Annotated in this window: 13 protein-coding genes; 6 read left to right on the top strand and 7 right to left on the bottom strand. The window is 69.5% G+C overall.

The genetic code is table 11. From position 1 onward, the window contains the following. The first annotated feature begins 79 nt into the window (after nt 1-79). Genes sgmX through FJV41_RS13485 form a run of 6 tightly spaced genes read left to right on the top strand, consistent with a single transcriptional unit; the run spans nt 80 to nt 13,177 of the window. Nucleotides 80-3,295 carry a type IV pili formation protein SgmX gene (sgmX, locus tag FJV41_RS13510; protein WP_141642878.1) on the top strand — a complete coding sequence of 1,072 codons (3,216 nt, stop codon included), beginning with the start codon at nt 80-82 and terminating at the stop codon, nt 3,293-3,295. Between the two features lie 24 nt (nt 3,296-3,319). Beyond that, nucleotides 3,320-4,264: an ExeA family protein gene (locus FJV41_RS13505; protein ID WP_141642877.1), complete on the top strand. Its 945-nt coding sequence runs from the start codon at nt 3,320-3,322 to the stop codon at nt 4,262-4,264. A 5-nt stretch (nt 4,265-4,269) separates the two neighbouring features. Beyond that, the gene (locus tag FJV41_RS13500; RefSeq protein WP_141642876.1) at nt 4,270-8,199 is read left to right on the top strand and encodes a translocation/assembly module TamB domain-containing protein; all 3,930 of its coding nucleotides are present in this window, start codon (nt 4,270-4,272) and stop codon (nt 8,197-8,199) included. 11 nt (nt 8,200-8,210) lie between these two features. Continuing rightward, nucleotides 8,211-11,297 (top strand): POTRA domain-containing protein, encoded by a 3,087-nt coding sequence (locus FJV41_RS13495; protein WP_141642875.1) that lies wholly within the window; start codon nt 8,211-8,213, stop codon nt 11,295-11,297. 9 nt (nt 11,298-11,306) lie between these two features. Beyond that, entirely contained in the window at nt 11,307-11,822 is a 516-nt protein-coding gene (locus FJV41_RS13490) for a hypothetical protein (protein ID WP_141642874.1), read from the top strand. Between the two features lie 35 nt (nt 11,823-11,857). Continuing rightward, complete coding sequence (locus FJV41_RS13485) at nt 11,858-13,177, top strand: lysophospholipid acyltransferase family protein (protein ID WP_141642873.1); 1,320 nt, start codon at nt 11,858-11,860, stop codon at nt 13,175-13,177. Here FJV41_RS13485 and FJV41_RS13480 read toward each other — a convergent pair. From FJV41_RS13480 to FJV41_RS13450, 7 genes are read right to left on the bottom strand one after another with little or no spacing between them, the layout of a single operon-like run. Continuing rightward, nucleotides 13,167-14,450 (bottom strand): spinster family MFS transporter, encoded by a 1,284-nt coding sequence (locus tag FJV41_RS13480; protein WP_141642872.1) that lies wholly within the window; start codon nt 14,448-14,450, stop codon nt 13,167-13,169. The genes FJV41_RS13485 and FJV41_RS13480 overlap by 11 nt on opposite strands. Beyond that, complete coding sequence (locus FJV41_RS13475; RefSeq protein ID WP_141642871.1) at nt 14,447-15,382, bottom strand: Ppx/GppA phosphatase family protein; 936 nt, start codon at nt 15,380-15,382, stop codon at nt 14,447-14,449. Before FJV41_RS13475 ends, FJV41_RS13480 begins: the two co-directional genes overlap by 4 nt. Nucleotides 15,383-15,396: 14 nt before the next feature. Continuing rightward, a complete protein-coding gene (locus FJV41_RS13470; protein ID WP_141642870.1) occupies nt 15,397-16,581 on the bottom strand; it encodes an aminotransferase class V-fold PLP-dependent enzyme in 1,185 nt (394 codons plus the stop codon). A 50-nt stretch (nt 16,582-16,631) separates the two neighbouring features. Next, nucleotides 16,632-17,927, bottom strand: a complete 1,296-nt coding sequence (locus FJV41_RS13465) for an LpqB family beta-propeller domain-containing protein (protein ID WP_141642869.1) — start codon at nt 17,925-17,927, stop codon at nt 16,632-16,634. Beyond that, nucleotides 17,924-18,709, bottom strand: a complete 786-nt coding sequence (locus tag FJV41_RS13460) for an energy transducer TonB (RefSeq protein ID WP_141642868.1) — start codon at nt 18,707-18,709, stop codon at nt 17,924-17,926. The genes FJV41_RS13465 and FJV41_RS13460 overlap by 4 nt, the downstream gene beginning before the upstream one ends. Nucleotides 18,710-18,712: 3 nt before the next feature. Further along, nucleotides 18,713-19,186 (bottom strand): protein TolR, encoded by a 474-nt coding sequence (tolR, locus tag FJV41_RS13455; protein ID WP_141642867.1) that lies wholly within the window; start codon nt 19,184-19,186, stop codon nt 18,713-18,715. Between the two features lie 12 nt (nt 19,187-19,198). After that, a complete protein-coding gene (locus FJV41_RS13450; RefSeq protein ID WP_141642866.1) occupies nt 19,199-19,909 on the bottom strand; it encodes a MotA/TolQ/ExbB proton channel family protein in 711 nt (236 codons plus the stop codon). Between the last annotated feature and the right edge of the window lie 58 nt (nt 19,910-19,967).

Raw genomic sequence — 19,967 nt, 5'->3', positions numbered from 1 at the left:
AGCCTCCGACTCTCCCCCTTTTGAAGATAGAAACCCGCGAAGTTCCAAGGGGTTTCGGCTTTCCGGAAGCCCACGCTCGATGGACAAGAACAAGATCATCGAAGCCGCCGCGAAGCTCGTCGCGAAGGGCGCCTACGACAAAGCCATCAAGGAGTACCAGAAGGTCCTGGAGGTCGACCCGAAGGACATCCGGGTCCTCCAGAAGATGGGGGAGCTGTACGTCAAGAAGAACGACAACGCCCAGGCGGCGCACTTCTTCACGAAGGTCGCGGAGAGCTACTCCTCCGACGGGTTCTTCCTCAAGGCCGTCGCTCTCTACAAGCAAGTCCTCAAGCTCAATCCGAACCTGCTGGAGGTGAACCTCAAGCTGGCGGAGCTTCACCAGCAGCTCGGGCTGATGTCGGAGGCGATGGCGTACTTCCAGATCGTCGCCAACCACTACGACAAGGCGGGCGACACCAAGTCGTCGCTCGATACCTTGAAGAAGATGGTGGATCTCGACCCGGAGAACGTGGCGTCGAAGATCAAACTCGCGGAGCTCTATGCGCGCGAGAACATGACGCGCGAAGCCATCCAGGAGTTCAAGCGCGCCGCCGAGTACCTCAAGCGCAACAGCCGTGGCGACGACTGGGCCCGCGTGGCCGAGCGACTGTCCACGCTCGAGCCGGACAACCTGCCCCTGGCCAAGGAGCTGGCGTCCTCGTACTTGCAACGCGGTGACCAGAAGCGCGCGCTCGCGAAGCTGCAAGTGTGCTTCAAGGCGGACGGCCGCGACGTGGAGACGCTGTCGCTCCTGGCCCAGGCGTTCCAGGGACTGGGGCAGACGTCCAAGACGGTGTCTGTCTACAAGGAGCTGGCGAAGATCCACCAGGAGCGCGGCCGGCCCACGGAGGCCGAGGCCGTCTGGACGCAGATTGAAGTGTTGGATCCGCAGGACCCGGATCTCCTGGCCCGCCGTGCGCCCGCGCCGCAGCCCGCCGCCGCGCCGCAGCCTGCTCAGGCCCCGCAGTCCGCCGCCGCGCCGCAGCCCGCCGCTCGCGCCGCGCCGCAGCCCGCGCCCCAGGCCGCTCCGGCTCCCGTGGCGCCGCCCGCGCAGCAGGGCGGACTGGCGCGAGAGCAGCTCTCCAAGCTGCTCACGGAGACCGACGTCTACGTGAAGTACGGGCTCCACGACAAAGCCCTGGAGCACCTGCGCAAGGTCTTCTCCGTGGATCCGGAGAACCTGGATGCGCACGAGAAGGCGTATCAAATCTACGTCGCGTCCGGGAACGCGGCGCAGGCGTCCGAGCAGCTGCTGAACGTGCTGCGACTGTGCACGCGCGCGGCGGACTCGACGCGCGCGCAGCAGTACCTGGCGACCATCCTCCAGCAGAACCCCTCCCACCCGGAGGTGCCGGCGTTCCTGTCGGTGCTGCGCGTGGAAGGTCCGGTGACGACGGCGCCGTCGGCCACGGTGGTGGAGTCGGTGGGCGAGGACGCCATCCTGGTGGACTCCAGCGACGACGAGGTCCTCGTCGCGCCGCCCCCCGAGGACGCTCTGCTGCACCCGCCCGGCGACGAGCTGGCGCTGGCCACGCTGCCCTCGAACGACTCCGACGAGGTCATCGACGACGACGGGGACGCCACCGTCGTCAGTGAGGAAGCGCTCGTCGGCGAGGCCATCACCTCGGGTGAGCACGACGTCTTCGACACGCCCGCGCCGGAAGACCTGGCCGCGGACTCCGCGGACGAGACGCTCGTCTCCAGTGACGACGACGGGCTGATGCTGACGGATGAGCCCGGCCTCGTGTCGTCGGAGGACGAGCCGCTCGTCGAGTCGGCCGACCTGGATGCGTCGTACGCCAGCGACGAGGGCCTGTCGCTGGGGGACTCGGACGACGAGGCCACGTCGACGTCGATGGCGGCACTGTCGCTCGGAGACGAGGACGAACCGCCTCCGACGATGGTGCGCGCGCCCACGCGGGCCCTGCTCCAGGAAGCCGCGCCGAACACGCGCAAGCAGCCGGTGTACGTGGAAGAGGCGCAGCTCGACGTGGACGAGATGCCCACGCGGGTGGGCATCGCTCCGCTGGATGCCTCCATGCTCGACGAGCTGGAGGAGGCGCCGGGCTCGGACATGCCCTCGCTGGGGGATCCGTTCGAGGAAGAGGAGCCCACTGCCTCGCACGCCGTCGTGTCGCTGGACGACATGCCGACGGAGGACCCAGAGACCGACTTCGGCTCGGAGCCTCAGGCCGAGTCCGACTTCGAATCAGAGCCCCAGGACGAGACCGACTTCGGGTTGGAGTCCCAGGCCGAGCCCGACTTCGAGTCGGTGGAGGAGCCCGAGGAGGCGTCCGCCGAACTCGTCGCCGACAGCGCCAGCGAGGGTGACGAGGAGGAGCCGGCGGCCGAGGAGTGCGACGAGGCGGCCTTCTTCCTGGACCAGGGCCTGATGGAAGAGGCCCGCGAAATCCTGGAGACGGTGTCGATTGCCTTCCCGGGCCATGCGCGCGCCACCGAGCTGATGGAGCGGCTGGAGGCGATGGAGGCCAGTGGTGGGGCGGCGCCCGAAGAGGAGCCGCTGGAGCCCATCTCGGTGCCTTCCGTGCAGCCGGTGACGGATGCGGGCGCGGAGCGCGACGCGTTCGACCTGGCGGCGGAGCTGGCCGGCGAAATCGACAACCTGGGCGACGACACGGCGGCCGCGGCGCCCGCGGAAGAGGACTTCCAGTACTCGGTGGAGGAGGTGTTCTCCGAGTTCAAGAAGGGCCTGGCCAAGGTGGTGAAGCCCGAGGACGTGGACACGCACTACGACCTGGGCATCGCCTACAAGGAAATGGGCCTGCTGGACGACGCGCTCCACGAGTTCGAGGTGGCCCGGCAGGGCTGCGCGGGCACCAAGCGCGAGGTGGACTGCCTGACGATGATGGGCATGTTGCACCTGTTGCGCGGCGACGGCGGCTCGGCGGTGGAGACCTTCCGAGAGGGGCTCGCGAGCCCGTTCGCCACGGGTGAGGCGGCCAAGGCGCTCGGCTTCGAGCTGGCGACGGCCTACGAAGCGAACGGCGAGCCAGGCAAGGCGCTGTACCACTACCAGCGAGTGGCGGTGATGGACGCGAAGTACCGCGACGTGGGGACGCAGGTGTCCCGCATCGCGGCGAGTACGCAACCGGAAGAAGACCCCCTGCCGACCCCGGCACCCGCCGCGGTGAATGGCTCCAAGGCCCATGGTGCCGCACCCGCAGCGGCGGTGGCGAATCCCCCGGTGCCAGCGGCCGGCGCGCCCAAGGCGCGCAAGGTCGGTTACGTGTAGTTGCCCCCGAGGTCCGGCGAGCCCATGACGACCTACCTCGATTTCTTCGACCTCACCCAGGAGCCCTTCTCCAACGCTCCGGTGAGCCGCTTCTATTACAACTCGGCGCAGCACTCCCAGGCGCTCACCCGACTGATGCATGCGGTGAGCTACATGAAGGGCCTGTCCATCCTCGTCGGCGACATCGGCGCGGGGAAGACGACGCTGGCCCGCCGCATGCTCGATTCGCTGCCCGAGTCCGAGTACGAGGCCGCGCTGCTGGTCATCATCCACTCGGGCATCACCGCCAACTGGCTCTTGCGGCGCATCGCCCTGCAACTGGGCGTGGAGAACCCCGCGCAGGAGAAGCTGGCGCTCCTGTCGCAGCTCTACCAGCGGCTCCTGCAAATCTACGAGTCCGGCAAGAAGGCCGTCGTCCTCATCGACGAGGCGCAGATGCTGGAGACGCGGGAGTTGATGGAGGAGTTCCGCGGCCTGCTGAACCTGGAAGTGCCGGAGCGCAAGCTCATCTCCTTCGTGTTCTTCGGCCTGCCCGAGATTGAGAAGAACCTGAAGCTGGACCCGCCGCTCGCCCAGCGCGTGGCCATGCGCTACAAGCTCGAGCCCTTCACCGCCGAGTCCACCGAGGCCTACATCAAGCACCGCCTCCGGCTCGCCGGCTGCCCGCGCATGCCGTTCTCTCCGGAGGCCCTGCTGGCGGTGCATGAGCACTCGTCGGGCTCGCCGCGTGTCATCAACACGCTGTGCGACAACGCGCTCTTCGAGGCCTTCCTCGCCCGCGCCGAGACGGTCTCCGCCGAGCTGGTGCATCGCATTGGAAAGAACCTGGGACTCCAGGGCATCAATGCGGCCGCTCCCGGAGCAGGCGAGCGGGCGAGCGCCCCGGCGACCCATCTGCCCCGAGCGTCGAACAACAAGCTCGATCTGGCGGAGATAGACCGTTACCTCGAAGGGCTGGGTAAGCTCTAGGGGCTTTGGCGACACAGAGCCGCAACGGTGCGCTTCGAGCGCTGCTGCTCGTGCTCCTCGTTCTATCGGGGAGTGTGCTCGCGTTGCGCATGCCCGAGACGTGGGAGGTGGCCTGCACCGTCGCGCGGCGGCACCTGCCGGACGTGCTCGGGCTGGACGTGGGCATCGGCCGGTGTGAGTTGGATCCGCTCGGCTCGCGCGTGGTGGTGCACGGCTTCTCGCTCTTCCTCCCGGGCGAGGACACGCCGCTGGTGGCGGCGGACACCGCTGAAGTGCAGTTCGGGTTCCTGCGCCCCTTCTCCGGACGGCTGACGCTCGCGCTGGTTCGGGCCCAGCGGCCGCGCGTGACGCTGGATTTGTCCCAGCCCTCGGCGGACCCGGCGAAGAAGTCGGAGGGCTGCTTCCTGGATCCACTCGAGCGGGTGCGGGTGTCCCACCTGGACATCAGCGGAGCGGAGCTGCGACTGGCGCTGCCCGAGGGCCGGCGCGTGGAGGTGGCGGACCTGGACGTGCGCTGGACGGAGCGCTGGGGCGTCATCGAACTGGATGCGGAGGCGCGTCGCGGCCTCGTGCGGTTGGGCGCGGATGGCGCGGAGCTGGCGCTGCAGCGGCTGGCCTTCGCTGGCGCCTTGGACCCCGACGAGGCGCTGCTGGAGCTGGAGCGCGCCGAGGTGTCCCTGGATGACATCATCACCACGGTGTCGGGACGCGTGGACTCGCTGTGCCAGCCCCACCTGGCGCTGGACGCGCAGGTCTTCCTCCCGCTGCGCACGCTGTCGCAGGCGAAGCTCCTGCCAAAGCCCGCGACGGGGCACCTGTGGAGTCGCGTGTCCATCGCCGGCAAGCCGGAGTCGCCCGCGGTGTCGCTGGAGCTGTCGGGCAACGGGCTGGGGTACGACAGGTTTGGGCCGGCCAACATCTCCGCGCGCCTGTCGTACTCGGGCGATGAGCTTCGGGTGGAGGAGGTGGTGGTGCCCGTGGGGTCGGGCCGGGTGCGCGCCACGGGCAAGCTGGGGCTGACGCCGCTGTTCCCCCTGGAGGTGAGCCTCAAGACGGAGGATGCCTCATTGGCGCGCATCCTCGACAAGGCGGGGGTGAAGGGCGCGTGGGTGGACTTCGCGGCTTCGCTCGACGCGCAGCTCACGGGCAACCTGCTGCCGCGCTTCTCGCTGTCGGGACCGCTGGATTTGCGCACCAGCCGTTTCAAGCTGGCCACGCGGGCCTATGACGCGCCATCGACCGATGGAATCACCATCCTGGAGTTCGACAAGGGGCGCGCGCAGGCGCAGGTGAAGCTCCAGGCGGACCGGGTGTCGTTCAATCACGTCTCCGCGGAGGTGGGGCGCTCACGCGTCCAGGGCGACGTGGGGCTGCTCATCGGCGGCGGGCTGGGGCTCGACATCCACGGACAGGGTGAGCTGGACCTGGCGGACTTTGGCCACATCGCGGGCCTGAAGTGGGCGGGACGGGGCAACGCCACGTATTCAGTGACGGGGCCGGTGTCGCAGGTGAAGGTGGAGTCCGGGCTGTCGTTCCGCGACTTCGTCTTCTGGAGCTTCTCGCTGGGCGTGCTGCAGGGGAAGCTGAACTACTCCGACGGGGTGTTGGCCTTCCCTTCGTTCACCGGACAGAAAGGGCGCACGCAGTACTACGGCAAGGCCGGCGTGGGCTTCGGACGGTTGCTCAACCTGCGGCTCGAGGTGAATGTCCCGCAGGGACGCACCGAGGACCTGGTGGACGTGGTGGCGGGCCTGACGCCGTCGCTGGCGGTGATGCAGGGCACGCTGGGTGGCACGGCTTCGGGCCGCGTGGAAATCGACAGTCCCATCGAGCGGCTGGAGGGACTGGTGGCCTTCGACGTGAAGGACACCACGTACTACGGACGCAGGCTGGGGGATGGCTCGGCGCGACTGCGCTTCGTGGACGGCAAGGCGATGGTGCTCGAGCGCACGGAGCTGCGCGGTCCGCTGGGGCGCACGTGGGCGGAGGGCACGCTGCTGTTCGCGGGAGGGCTGGATTACCGCTTCGGTGGAGATGGCCTGTCGCTGGCGGAGACGGTGGAGCCGGAGCTCGCGCGACGCATGGGCATCCAGGGGACGATGGTGATGGACGGCGTCGTGTCCGGAACCTCCGACGTGCCCGTGGTCGACGTCACGCTGCGCGCCCCGCGTGTGACGTTCGCCGAGCGCGGCCTGGGCGCGATGGACCTCACCGGGCGACTGGTGGGCAAGGACCTGGAGGTCTGGGGCCGCCCCTTCCAGGACGCCAACGGCCGCGTGAAGCTCAAGGTCCAGGACTCGTGGCCCTATGACGCGTCGCTGACGCTGTCGCTGCCGGAAATCCGTCCGCTGCTTCCCTCGGAGCCGCTGTGGGCGGGCGTGTCCGGCGCGGTGTCCGGCGCGCTCACGGCGAAGGGGCCGCTGATGGAGCCCGAGGCGGCGCACGTGCGGGCGACGGTGGACAAGCTCGTGCTGTCCCGCGACGACGTGCGGGGCGAGAACACGGCGCCCATCAGCCTCGCGTACGAGAAGGGGCGGTTTGAGGCGCAGCCCTTCCGCTTCCTCGGGCCGTACGTCGACCTGAACCTGGGCGGCTGGATGACCACGCGCGGGGGAATCGGCTTCACCCTGCGCGGCGGCGGAGACCTGCGCCTCCTGGAGTCGCTGCTGCCAGCGATGGTGGAGCGCTCCACGGGCCGCGTCACCGTGGACGCGGAGGCCACGGGCACGCTGGAGGCGCCGTCCGTGGTGGGCAGCGCGGAGCTGCTGGACCTGCGCCTCGCCATGCGGGACCTGCCCGTCAACATCCGAGGCATGTCCGGGCGCGTGGAGATGACGGGTCAGCGGCTGCTGCTGGAGCACCTGCAGGGGCAGCTCAACGAGGGGCGCATCTCCGCGCGCGGCGACGTGCGGCTCGCGCGCTTCATGCCCCAGCGGCTGGGCCTCACGGTGCAGTTGGACGAGGTTCCCTACCGCCTCACGGAAGACCTGCCGGCGACGTTCTCCGGGCTGCTCCAGGTGGTGGGGCCGCCCCGAGGCTTCACCGTCACGGGCGGCATGGACATCGTCAAGATGCGCTACCAGAAGGCGCTGGACGTGGAGTCGCTGCTCAAGTCCATGCAGAAGCGCGCCAACGTGGCGTCGGCGGCGAACGTCATCGCGGGTGAGCAGCAGAAGCCCTGGGTCATCTGGGACGTGAACGTCCACTTCGGCGACGTGCTCGTGGACAACAACCTGGCCAAGGCGCGGATGCTGGGGGACGTGCGGCTGACGGGCACGGACCTGCGGCCGGGCCTCCTGGGCCGGGTGGAGCTGGCGGAGGGCAGCCAGGCGTTCTTCCGCAACAACCCCTTCACCATCAGCCAGGGGCAGCTGGAGTTCCAGGACCCCACCAGCCTGGAGCCCGTCTTCGAGGTCCAGGCCCAGACGCTGGTGCGCGAGTACGTGGTGAAACTGCACGCCTTCGGCAAGCCCTCGGACCCCCAGGTGCTCCTGTCCTCGGAGCCGGCGCTGGTGGAAGGCGACATCGTCTCCCTGCTGACGCTGGGTTTCACCTCGTCGGACCGGGACACGGCGGCGTCCGCCGGGGCCGGGCTGGCGGCCGAGGCCCTCTTCAACGTGTCGGGCCTGGACCGGCAGGTCCAGCGGTTCCTCCCCAGCAATCCGGTGCTGCGGGATTTGTCCCTCCAGATTTCCACGACCTACAACGACGCCACACGTCAAGCGGAGCCCACCGCGCAACTGGAGTCGAAGTTCCTCAGCGAGCAGCTTAAAATCGGTATGACTCAACCGGTGAGTGGGCGAGGAACGCGGGCGCGTGCCGAGTACCGCTTCGACGACAGACTTTCCGCGCAGGCCCAGTGGGACAACGAGAACAGCGAAGCCTCGTTTGGCAACCTCGGGCTCGAGCTGAAGCTGAGCTGGGAGGTCGAGTAGCCCGCGCCGCCATGGCGCTGGCACTGGGGCTCTGCGTCCTGTGCGCGGGCCTGGCGCGAGCCCAGCTTCGCGAGGTCGACGTTCCCGGGCCGGAAGTGGTGGCCGTGGAGCTGCATCTGCCGGGCGGTGTGGACGGACAGGGGCTCAGCGGACTGGTGGCGGTGCGCAAGGGCCAGTTGCTGACGCCCGCGGCCGTGCGCCGCTCGGTGGAGCGACTGTGGGCCACGGGGCGCTTCGCGGACGTGGTGGCGAGCGTGGTGGACGTGCCCGGTGGGGTGCGCCTGGTGTTCCAGCTCACGCCCGTGTCGAGGCTTGCGCGGCTGCGCTTCGAAGGCAACGCGGTGCTGTCGGACGGGGAGCTGCTGGATGCCAGCGGCCTCCTGGAGGGCGGCCCCCTGGATGGCGAGGAGCTGGAGGGGGCGGTGTCCTCCGTGCTCCAGGCGTACCAGCGCAAGGGCTACGACTCCGTGAAGGTGACGGCGCGGCAGGAGCCGGTGACGGACGGCGTGGCGGTGTTGCTCCTCGTCTCCGAGGGCCAGCCGACGCGCGTGCGACAGGTGAGCTTCTCGGGCAGCCCGGGGCTGCCGCTGCCGCGCCTGCTGGAAGTGCTGGCGATGCCGCCGGGCGACGTGTTCGACCGGGCACGGCTGGAGTCGGGGCTGGACCAGTTGCGTGCGCTGCTGCGTGAGTCGGGCCACTGGAGAGCCCAGGTGGGCACGCCCTCGGTGCTCGTGGAGGGCAGCTCCGCCTCGGTGGCGGTGCCCCTGTCGGCGGGGCCTCGGTATTCGCTGCGCTTCCATGGCAACCACCGCTTCTCCGCGGAGATTCTGGAGGGTGTGCTGGCGCATGACGCCGCGGAGCCGCTCGACGAGGTGGTGGCGGGACGGCTGGCGCGGCGGGTGGAGTCCTTCTACCGGCACCGTGGCTTCCACGACGCGAAGGTGCGCTCGCGCGAGGTGGTCCGGCCGGACGGTGAGGTGGCCGTGCTGGCCTTCGACGTGGATGAGGGCCAGCCCCTGCGCGTCAACGAGGTCCGCTTCCATGGCAACGCCTCGCTCGGCTCGGGGACGCTGAGGGAGTTCCTCGCGGAGCGCATTCGCGCGGGCGAGCTCCAGCCGGAGCTGGACCTGCGACTCCAGGACGACCCGCTGGACGCGGAGGGTCGCCATGGCCGTCGCGCCGCGGCGAGGGAGCCCGTGCCGGACCCGTCCACGGTCTACGTGGAAGAGGCGTGGCTGGAGGCGACGGAGGCGATGAACGAGGCGTACCGCGAGCGGGGCTTCCTGTCCTCGTCCGTGGTGTTCCGTGGGCTGACGGTGGATGCGCGCACGCGGACGGCGGTGGCGGACTTCGACGTGGAGGAAGGGCCGCAGGCGCGCGTGACGGAGGTCCGCTACGAGGGGCTGCCGGAAGGTACGGCGCGGCTCTCGACGGGGGCGGGGGTGGGGGTGCACAAGGGCCTGCCCCTGAGCTTCGAGGCGGTGGAGGCGGCGCGCCTGTCCCTGGAGCGAGGGCTGGGGCAGCAGGGATATCTCTTCGCCCGCGTCACCACGGAGTCGTCCGTTGGAGAGGACGGACGGGCGGCGACGGTGGTGTTCCGCGCGGACGCGGGGCCCCAGGTGAAGGTGGGCAAGGTGCTGGTGCAGGGGCTGACGCGCACGGACCCGGACCTCATCATGGCCAACCTCAACCTGGAGGAAGGGCAGCCGCTCGCGCTGGAGGCGCTGACGGAGGGCCAGCGTCGACTGGCCCGGTTGGGGTTGTTCCGACAGGTGGATGTCTCGCTCGCGGACCCGACTCGCCGCGAGCCGTCCAAGGACATCGTGGTGACGGTGCACGAGCGGCCGCGCCTGGATGGGCAGGTCTCCGGCGGCTACTTCCTCGTCGACGGTCCTCGCATCACCCTGGACACGACGTATCGCAATCTCGATGGGCTGGGGTTGAGCCTGCTGGCGCGCGGGAAGGTGAACTACGCGGGCTGGAGCGCGGAGGCGCTGTCCGCGGACCGGCGCATCGCCTGTCAGCAGTCGGGAGGCGCGGCCTCCGCGGGCTGTGACGTGGAGCTTCAGGGGCTGGCGGGCCTGGGAGGCCGTGGCAACCTGGCGCTGTCGCAGCCGCGCCTGTACTTCCTGCTACCGTTCGAAGTGGGCGCGCGACTGGATTTGATTGCCGAGCGCGTGCACCGGCCCTCGTATGTGTCCGCGCGATTCGCGGCGGCCGCGGCGCTCGACTGGGCGGTGACGTCCTGGTTCAACGCCTCGCTGTCGTACGAAGTGGAGAACAACCGGCTGCGCTCGCGCGCCGGCGTGCTGGAGTTGCTCAACCGCGCCGACCAGGAGCGGCTGCGCTACCCCTACGGCGACTTCGCGCTGCATTCGCTGCGGCCGTCCATCACCCTCGACTTCCGGGACGACCCGGCGAATCCCCGGCGCGGCCTGGTGCTCATCAGCAGCGCGGAGCTCACGCGAGGCATCAGCGTGAAGCCCACGGACGTGGCGGGCAATGCCGTGGCGGCGTTCCCCATCAACAGCGTGAAGCTGGCGAGCAACCTGAGTGGCTACATCCCCCTGGGGCGCAGGGCGAGTCTGGCGCTGTCTGCGCGCGCGGGGACCATCGTCCCGCTGGAGCCGGGCGCGCAGACCATCGGCTCGAAGTTGTTCTACCTGGGCGGCTCGTCGAGCCTGCGCGGCTTCCGCGAGGACGGGGTGTTGCCGGAGGACGTGCGCGAGGCGCTGCATCAGCGGCTGCGGGATTGCCGCTCACTCATCAGCCCGTCGGGGTGCTCGGGAGAGCTGAAGGCGGTGCTCGCGGGGCAGGTGCCGGGGAGCCAGGGCGGTGAGCTCTTCACGCTGGGCAAGGCGGAGCTGCGGGTGCCGGCGCTCACGTCGCTGGACCTGGGGCTGTTCCTCGAGGCGGGCAACCTGTGGTTGGACCGGACGCGGTTGGATTTTGAGCGACTGCGCTACGCGGCGGGCGTGGGCCTGCGGTACGTGACGCCGGTGGGCCCGCTGGCGTTCGACGTGGGCTTCAACCTGGACCCGGATGAGGAAGTGAACGAGGCGCGGACGCAGTTCCACTTCAGCATCGGTACGTTCTGAGGAGGCGGGATGCGCGGGTCCGCATGGCTGACGGCGCTGGTGGTGGTGGGGTGGGGCGTGGGGTGCGGCCACACGGAGGACGCGGCGATGAAGCCGGAGCGTCCCAAGTGGATGCCTCCGGAGGGGACGTGTCCGAAGGGCGCGCTCGTCCAGATGGAGCGGCTGGGGTTGAAGCCAGGGGACAAGGTCCCCGTCATCGTCGATGCCATCCAGGACCACCCAGGTCCCGCCCGGTACAACTACAGCTTCGTGATTGCGCTGCCTCGGGACGACGGGGAGAAGAAGCTGCCCGGCGCGCGCATCGGTGGACGGTTGTACGTGACGAAGCACCGGGTGTTCGGTCGCTATGACCGGGTGTTCCTGCCGGAGAGCGGCGCGATGTCGGTGCCGTTCTGCGGCATCCTGTTGGATGCGCGGTGGGACCGTGACGGCGAGGGGCTGATTGCCTACCCGAGCCCGATGAAGGGCTTCTCCGTCGTGCAGGACAACACGGGCGTCATCCTCGTCGTGGACCAGTACCCGTGAGCTGTCGCGCCCTCCCGTGAGGTACAGTCCGGGACGTGTTCTACGCGTGCGTCCGGGCCGTGGTGGCGGTGTGTCTGCGACTCTTCTACCGGGTGAAGGTGAATGCACCCGGCGCCGAGCCGGAGGGCCCGGTGTTGTTCGTGGGCAACCACCCCAATGGCCTCATCGACCCGGCCCTGGTCTTCATCCTCACGCGCCGCAAGGTGACGTTCCTGGCGAAGGCGCCGCTGTTCCGCATGCCCGTCCTCGGCTGGCTGCTCAAGGGACTCGATGCGCTGCCCGTGTACCGCAAGCAGGATGACCCGACGAAGATGGGGGGCAACGAGGGCACGCTCGACGCCGCCAAGGGCGCGCTCGTGCAAGGCCGCGCCATCACCATCTTTCCCGAGGGGAAGAGCCACTCCGAGCCCGGCCTGGCGGAGCTGAAGACGGGGGCCTCGCGCATCGCGCTGAGTGCCGCGAAGGAAGGTGCCCCGGTGCGCATTGTTCCCGTGGGCCTCACCTACGCGGAGAAGCATGTCTTCCGCAGTGAGGTGCTCATCGACGTGGGCCCCGCCATCGAAGTGGCCACCTTCCTCCCCGCGGATGCCGCCTCGGAACCTGATTCCGTGCGCGCCCTGACCGAGCGCATCGCGGAGGGGCTCCGCGCCGTGACGCTCAACCTGGAAGAGTGGGCGGACCTGCCGCTCGTGCAGCTCGCCGAGCAGCTCTTCTCCTTCAAGCAGGGGGGAACGCTGGACGCGGAGCGGCTGCGCCTGTGGGCGCGTGGGGTGCAACTGTTCCGCGCCCAGGAGCCCGAGCGGTTCGAGGACGTGCGCACCCATCTCGCGTCCTTCCAGCGTCGTCTCGCGCTGGTGCACGCGGAAGGGCCCAAGGACCTCGCGCTCGTCTACCGCACAGGCAACGTCGTCCCCTTCGTCGTGAAGAACCTGCTGGCGCTGGTGTTCGGCCTGCCGCTCTTCGCGCTGGGACTCGTGCTCTTCTGGTTGCCCTACCAGGTGCCCAGGGTGGCCAGCCGCAAGGCCGAACTCGACGTGCAGGCGACGGTGAAGTTCCTCACGGCCTTCGTCGTGGCGCTCGTGTGGTGGGCCGCGCTCACTGTCGCCGCGGGACTGTGGGGGGGCACCTTCTGGGCGCTCCCGACCTTCCTCATCGTGCCGCCCCTGGCGCTGTTCACGCTCTACTTCGCGGAGCGCTGGGACGTGCTCCTGCGGGACATCGACGTGTTCTTCACGCTGGGCGACCGCGCGCGCCTCAAGGCCCTGCTGCTCTCCGACGGAGAGCGGCTGGCCGCGGAGGTGGAGCGACTGGCGGAAGAGTACCGGCCCAAGGTCGACGCCACCGTCAAGCGGTAGCGCGCTCTCTCGGCACGGCCTCGCGGAACAGCCGTGCGCCGATGAGCAGGGCCACTCCGCCCAGCAGCACGGGCAGGGCATTCACGGCGATGGCGGTGCGCAGGTTCGCCGCGTCGGCGATGTTGCCGATGAGCGTGGGCGAAATCGCGTCCCCCAGCAGGTGGATGCACAGCACGTTCAGCCCCATGGCGAAGGCGCGGAACGCGGGTGGCACGCAGTTGACGATGGCGGCGTTGATGGGGCCGCTGTTGAGGAAGATGAGGAACTGCGCCACGCCCATCGCCGCGAGCGCGGGTCCCACGTCCTTCAGGTTGACCGCGAGGTACATGCACGGCGCCGCCAGCAAGAGGCCGATGCCGGACATCCACAGTCCACCGCCCTCACGCTTGCGGTCCATCTTGTCGCCCAGCCACCCACCGGCCACCGTCCCCAGCAGGCCCGCCACCGCCGTAATCGCGCCGAAGATGAAGCCGGAGCTGTCCGCCGCCATCCCTCGCTCGCGCACCAGATAGGTCGGCATCCAGAAGCCCAGGCCGCCGATGGAGAACGTCATCAGCGTGTAGCCCGCCGTCACCGCCCAGAAGGCCGCGTTGCGACCCAGCCCCTTGAGCCCCACCATGAAGGGCAGCTTCGCCGCCGCGTCCGGACCATCCATGGCCCCGCGCTTCGGCTCCGGCATGAAGAAGGCCAGGGCCCCCAGAATCAGGCCCGGCACGCCTCCCGCGAAGAAGGCCACGTGCCACGAATACGCCTGCGTCAGCCACCCACCCAGCCCGTAGCCCGCCGCCGCGCCCACCGGAATGGCGATGTAGAAGAACGCGAGCATCCGGGTGCGCTGCTCACGCGGGTACAGGTCCGAGATGATGCTCGGCGCCACCGCGCCATAGCCCGCTTCGCCGATGCCAATCACCGCGCGCGCGACGAGCAACGCGATGAAGGACGTGGCAAGTCCACTCGCCCCCGTCGCGAGGCTCCACAGCAACACCCCGCCCGCCACCAGCAGCCGGCGTGGATACCTGTCACCCAGGAAGCCACCCACCGGGGAAGCCAGCATGAACACCACGATGAACATGGTGCCCAGCAGCCCCGCCTGGGTGTCGTTGATGCCGAACTCCTTCTGGATGCCCGGCAACGCCACCGCGACGATGTACCGGTCCAGGTAGTTGACCAGGTTGATGAGCGTGAGGACGAGCAGCGCGTAGCCGGCATTCGCCGCGGGAGCGATGGGCGCGGTGGTCGGGGAAGGGGAGATGCTCACGGAAGACGTGCTCATGACCGGGCCGCCCCGGCTCCGAAGCGGTGCGCGAGCAGTCCCCACCTCAAGCCCCTGTCACTCACGCGGCAGCCGTCCAATCCCAGGGCCTTCACCGACTCCAACAGGATGATGGCGCCCGCGGGGATGACGTCCGCGCGCTTGGGCTGCATGCCCGGCAGCGCTCTGCGCTCTTCCAGTGGCATCTGGCACAGCCGGTCCGCCAGCGCGGTCAGCTCGCCCACGGACAGCGTGCCGCCATGCACCCGCTCCGCGTCATACGGGTCGATGGCGTGTCGCACCGCGTACAGCGTCGTCACCGTGCCCGCGACGCCCACCAGCCCCGAGGCGGGAGGTGGAGGGGGCAGCGTCTTGAAGGTGTCGCGCAGGTGCGACTCGATGCGCGCCCGGTCCTCCGAGGACATCGGGTCGGAGCGCACGAAGCGCTCGGTGAGCCGCACCGCGCCCACGTCGAAACTGTGCCGAAACTCCACGTGGCCCGCGGGGTTGCCGAAGATGAACTCCGTGGAGCCTCCGCCGATGTCCAGCACCAGCAGGGGCCCCGCCGCCTCGCCCGCGAAGTCCGAGTACACCGCGGCGAAGGACAGCTGCGCCTCCAGTTGCCCGGAGATGATTTCCACCGTGACGCCCGCGCGCTCCTTCGCGGCGGAGAGGAACTCCGCGCCGTTGCTCGCGTCGCGTGCCGCGCTGGTGGCGGACACCGCGATGTCCTCCGCGCCCAGCTCCCGCGCCTCGCGCGCGAAGGCCTCCAGCACCGAAAGCGTGGCCTCCATGCCCTCCGCCGACAGCCGACGGGTGGCGTCCACGCCACGGCCCAGCCGGGTGATTTCCGCGCGCTCCCGGACGGCCTCGAAGCGGCCCTCCGCCGTGCGTTCCGCGACCAGCAACAGCACGGAGTTGGTACCGATATCGATGGTGGCGAATCGCGGCATGCGCGCAAGCCTACTCAACGCAGGAGCGCTTCCAAAGCGTCCGCCAGCGCCCGGTACTCCTCCGGCGTGTTGTAGAGCTGCGCGGACACGCGGACGTGACGGTGGGGCGGCTTGGGCCAGGCGACGATGGGCACCTCGATGCGGTACTCGTCGAACAGGCGAAGGTGGACCGGGTCCAGGTAGAGGGGCGGCTCGGGCTGCTCCGGGTAGCCCGCGGGCAGGGTGACCACCGCCATGCTGCCCACCATGTCCTCGGGGCAGGCGGGGGCGGTCTTCATCCGCTCGCACAGCAGTGCGCGCGCGGCCAGGGCCTTGCTCCGGTTGTTCGCCATCACCTCGGCCCAGCCTCCGGGTAGCAGGCCACCCACCACTCGCAGCGCTTCCGGGACACAGAGCGCGGCGGTGGGGTCCATGGTCCCCGTCCAGTCGAAGAGGAGCCGGAAGCGGGAGCGGTCCGTGCGGGGCGAGTTGCGCCCATGGCTCACCGCCAGGGGCGTCATGCCCTCCTGCAGGTCGCGGCGCACGTGGAGGAAGGCCGCGCCCTTGGGAGCGCACAGCCACTTGTGGCAGTTGCCCGTGTAGTAGCCCGCGCCCAGCGAGCGCAGCGACAGGGGCACCATGCCGGGCCCGTGCGCGCCGTCCACCAGCGTCTCGATTCCCTTGGCTCGCAGCTCGGAGATGAGCCGGGCCACGGGCATCACCAGCGCCGTCTGGCTGGAGACGTGGTCCACCAGGAACAGGCGCGTGCGGGGCGTCACATGCGCGAGCACCACGTCCACGATGGACTGCGCGGAAGTCACGGGCCAGGGGAGCTTCGCCACCACGACCTTCGCGCCCCACTGCGCCGCGACGAAGTCCAGCGCGTTGCGACTGGCGTTGTATTCGTGGTCCGTGGTGAGCAGCTCGTCACCCGGCTCGAAGCGCAGCGAGCGCAGCACCGTGGTGACGCCGCTGGTGGCGTTGGCGACGAAGGACACGTCCTCCGCATCCGCGTCGACGAAGTCGGCGAGCGTGGCCCGGGCCTCGTCCAGCAGCGGCTCGATTTCGCGGTGGAGGAAGCGGACGGGCTCCGCCTCCATGCGCGCGCGCAGCTCCGACTGCTTCTGGAGCACGGCGGTGGGGCACGCTCCGAAGGAGCCGTGGTTGAGGAACAGGACCTCGGGGTCCAGTCCCCAGTGGGAACGGAAGGGGGCGCTCATGCGCGGGAACTGGACCCGAGCACGCGCCCCCTGTCAACGCGCCACGAGTCCTACGGCTGCGCGTCCGCGAGCGGCGCCCAGTCGGGCGTCAACAGCGTGCCCTTCTCCGCCCGGAGGGGGAGCTGGTTGTTGCCGTCCGCAGTCATCACGAACAGCTGCGAGCCGCCTGCCCGGGTGGTGGAGAAGAGCACCAGCCGACCGTTGGGCGAGAAGGCGGGCTCCTCGTTGTTGCCCTGGTCCTGCGTCAGGCGCGTCACCTTGCCCGACTCGACGTGGATGGTGAACAGGTCGAACGCGTTGCGCTCGTCGCGCGCGGTGAAGACGATGAGGTCGCCGCGCGGAGACCAGTCCGGCGTCTGGTTGTAGTTGCCCTGGAAGGTGAGGCGCCGCACGCCCGAGCCATCCGCGCCCATGATGTAGATTTGAGGGCTGCCACCCCGGTTGGACACGAAGGCGATGCGCTTGCCGTCGGGCGACCACGCGGGGCTGGTGTTGAGGCCGTAGGGCGTGTCGGTGATGGCCTTCGCGCCGCTGCCGTCGGCGCCGGACACGTAGATTTGCGCGCTCTCTCCCTCGGCCAGCGAGTACGCCAGCCGCTTGCCGTCCGGAGAGAAGGCGCCTCCGGTGGCCATCTGCCCGGCGGAGACCACCGAGCGGGCTTCGCCACCCGGACGCTGCACCCAGATGTCCGGTCGGTTCTTCCGGTAGGACGTGTACGCCACCTGCGCGCCGTCCTGGCTCAGCGAGGGGAGGATGTTGATGCCGCCCTTGGTGAGCGACACGGGATTGCCGCCGTCCCAGTCCGCCACCACCACGTCGCGGTTGTTGCCCGCCTTGCGCACGTAGGTGATGCGCGACAGGAAGGGGCTGGGCTCGCGGGTGAAGTGCCGGTACAGCGCGTCCGCCAGCCGGTGGGCCAGCAGCGACGGGTTGTTGGCCGGCGCGTCCTTGGCGACCTTGAGGTCCTCGCGGCCGGTGCCCACGTTGAACAGGCGCAGCTCGCCGCGCAGCGTGCCCGCGTCGTCCGCGAGCGACACCTTGACGAGCGCCTCGGCGCCCACGTCCGCCCAGCGGCTGAAGGTGATGGTGCCGGCGGCCATGCCCTCCTTCGGGTCGGCCGTGAAGCTCTTGCGGTCCAGCACCTGGAGGATGCCGGAGGCCACGAGGTCGAAGTTGAACGCCGTGTCGAACGTGTTGGCCTGCGCCTTGGCACCCTCGTTCTGGGTGATGGGCGCGGGGACCGCCACGGGCAGCGGGCGGAAGTTGGCGCCGGAGATTTCAATGGTCGGCGTCTGGGCGAATGCCGCGAGCGGCACGAGGACGAGGGAGAGGAGCAGGGCTTTCATAGGGCGTTGAACATCAGGTTGACGCCGTTCTTCTGCAGCGCGTCTCGGAGGTGGTCGGGAGGAGGCGAGAAGGGTGAGGCCTTGCGCACGGCGTTGAGGACCGCCGCGTCGAACAAATCATTGCCACTGGGCTTGGTGAGGCTCACGTCCAGCACCTCGCCCGAGCGGCCCAGGCGCAGCGCGACGAGCGCCTTGAGGTGCAGGCGCTCCGATTCGGGGATGGTGTCCGCGACGCTGTAGTTGCGCCGCACCTGTGCCTGGAGCATCCCGAAGTAGCGCTCGCCCTCGGCGGTGGCCGAGTCGCCGTCCGCGTCTCCATCCTCGGCGCCCTCGGGCTCTTCATCCGGCGACGCCTTGGCCGTCTTGTCGAAGGCGCCGAAGAGCCGCTTGCGGCGGTCCTCGCCTTCCTTCTCACCCTTCACGGGCGTGGGCTTGGGCGCGGAGGAGGGCTCCGGCTTGACGCCGGGGATGGGCACCGCGACGGCGGCGGAGGACGGCGGAGGCGGCGCTTCAGGCGCGGGCTTGGGCGCGTTCACCTGCTTGGGCGGCGGTGGCGGCTGCTCCTTGCGCGGCAGGAGCTTGGCGTCGCGGGGCTTGCCCAGGCGCACCAGCGTGGCGCGGATGGGCTGCGCCGTGAGGTCCACCGGGGGCGATGCGTTGAAGCGCGCATACAGCACCGCGGCGAGCAGCAGGGCGATGTGCCCCACCACCGACGCGATGACGAACGGCGACACCCGCGCGGAGCGATTGACGAGCAGGCTGTGGCTCACCGCGGAGTGCATGGGCTAGCGCTTCGCCTCCTTCGGCTTCTTCGAGGTCGACGAGGTGTTGGACGTCTTGGCCCCTGTCGAAGGGTCCGTGATCATCCCCACATTGTTGATGCCCGCCCGCTGCGCGGCCGCCATGACCTCCACGACGGTGCCGTAGGGCACGTCCCGGTCGGCGTGGAGGAACACTTCTTTATCGGCCTGCACCTTGGCGTTGGCGGCGAGCTTCGCCTCCAGCTCCTCCAGGGGCACCTCGGCGTCGCCGATGTAGACCTTCTTGCCCGCGTCGATGGAGAGGACCACCTTCTTCTCCGTGGCCTCCACGGGCGCGGCCTTGGTCTCCGGCAGGTTCACCTTCACGCCCTGCTGGATGAGGGGCGCGGTCACCATGAAGATGATGAGCAGCACCAGCATCACGTCCACCATGGGCGTGACGTTGATCTCGCTCATCGTGGTGCGGCCACCACTGCGATTGCCTCCGCCCATTCCCATGGTCGCGCCCGCCTAGCGGAAGAAGTGACGCTTGATGATGTTGAGGAAGTCCGCGGAGAAGTTCGACATCTCCGTGTCGAACACCTTGATGCGGCTGACGAACGAGTTGTAGGCGACCACGGCCGGAATCGCCGCGAACAGGCCCGCCGCCGTGGCGAACAGCGCGTTGCCCACCGGCGCCGCCACCGTGGCCAAGGTCGCATTGCCCTGCTCGGCGATTTGATTGAAGGCGCTGAGGATTCCGATGACGGTGCCGAACAGGCCCACGAAGGGCGAGGCCGCGCCGACGGTGCCCAGGAACGACACCCGCGCCTCCAGCTCCGTGATTTGCGACGTGGAGGCTCGCATCAGCGCGCGCTCCACGTTCTCGATTCCGCCCAGCCGCTCCGCCATGGCGCCCTCGGCGCCGCCTTCCTTGGCCTGGGCCAGCTTGGACAGCTCCTCGTAGCCGGCGCAGAAGACCTTGGACAGGGGCGAGGCGTCGAGCTTCTGGGCCGTCTGGTAGATGGCCTCCAGCCGGGACGCCTTCCAGAAGGTGTCGAGGAAGGTGAGAGACTGTGCGCGGGCCTTGGCGAGCTGGGTGGCCTTCATGGCGATGAGGGCCCAGGAAGCCACGGAGACACCCATCAGGAGCAGCAGGACGGCCAGCTCGATGAAGGAAGCGTCGCGGATGATCTCCACGTAGTTCATGGCGCCAAGCGCCAGGGGCAGGTGGGGCGTCATGAGGTGGAGCGCGTAACACTCCGCTACAACTGGGTCAAACAAACGGGGACGGGGGCCG

The organism is Myxococcus llanfairpwllgwyngyllgogerychwyrndrobwllllantysiliogogogochensis (genome assembly GCF_006636215.1).
In the GTDB taxonomy this organism is placed as follows: Bacteria; Myxococcota; Myxococcia; order Myxococcales; family Myxococcaceae; genus Myxococcus; species Myxococcus llanfairpwllgwyngyllgogerychwyrndrobwllllantysiliogogogochensis.
The sequence above is the reverse complement of the archived record's forward strand: the minus strand, read 5'-3'. Positions and strand labels throughout refer to the sequence as shown.

Coding starts and splice junctions, on each gene's coding strand:
- sgmX (WP_141642878.1), top strand. CDS start 80: ATGGACAAGAACAAGATCATCGAAGCCGCCGCGAAGCTCGTCGCGAAG.
- FJV41_RS13505 (WP_141642877.1), top strand. CDS start 3,320: ATGACGACCTACCTCGATTTCTTCGACCTCACCCAGGAGCCCTTCTCC.
- FJV41_RS13495 (WP_141642875.1), top strand. CDS start 8,211: ATGGCGCTGGCACTGGGGCTCTGCGTCCTGTGCGCGGGCCTGGCGCGA.
- FJV41_RS13490 (WP_141642874.1), top strand. CDS start 11,307: ATGCGCGGGTCCGCATGGCTGACGGCGCTGGTGGTGGTGGGGTGGGGC.
- FJV41_RS13480 (WP_141642872.1), bottom strand. CDS start 14,450: ATGAGCACGTCTTCCGTGAGCATCTCCCCTTCCCCGACCACCGCGCCC.
- FJV41_RS13475 (WP_141642871.1), bottom strand. CDS start 15,382: ATGCCGCGATTCGCCACCATCGATATCGGTACCAACTCCGTGCTGTTG.
- FJV41_RS13470 (WP_141642870.1), bottom strand. CDS start 16,581: ATGAGCGCCCCCTTCCGTTCCCACTGGGGACTGGACCCCGAGGTCCTG.
- FJV41_RS13465 (WP_141642869.1), bottom strand. CDS start 17,927: ATGAAAGCCCTGCTCCTCTCCCTCGTCCTCGTGCCGCTCGCGGCATTC.
- FJV41_RS13460 (WP_141642868.1), bottom strand. CDS start 18,709: ATGCACTCCGCGGTGAGCCACAGCCTGCTCGTCAATCGCTCCGCGCGG.
- tolR (WP_141642867.1), bottom strand. CDS start 19,186: ATGGGAATGGGCGGAGGCAATCGCAGTGGTGGCCGCACCACGATGAGC.
- FJV41_RS13450 (WP_141642866.1), bottom strand. CDS start 19,909: ATGACGCCCCACCTGCCCCTGGCGCTTGGCGCCATGAACTACGTGGAG.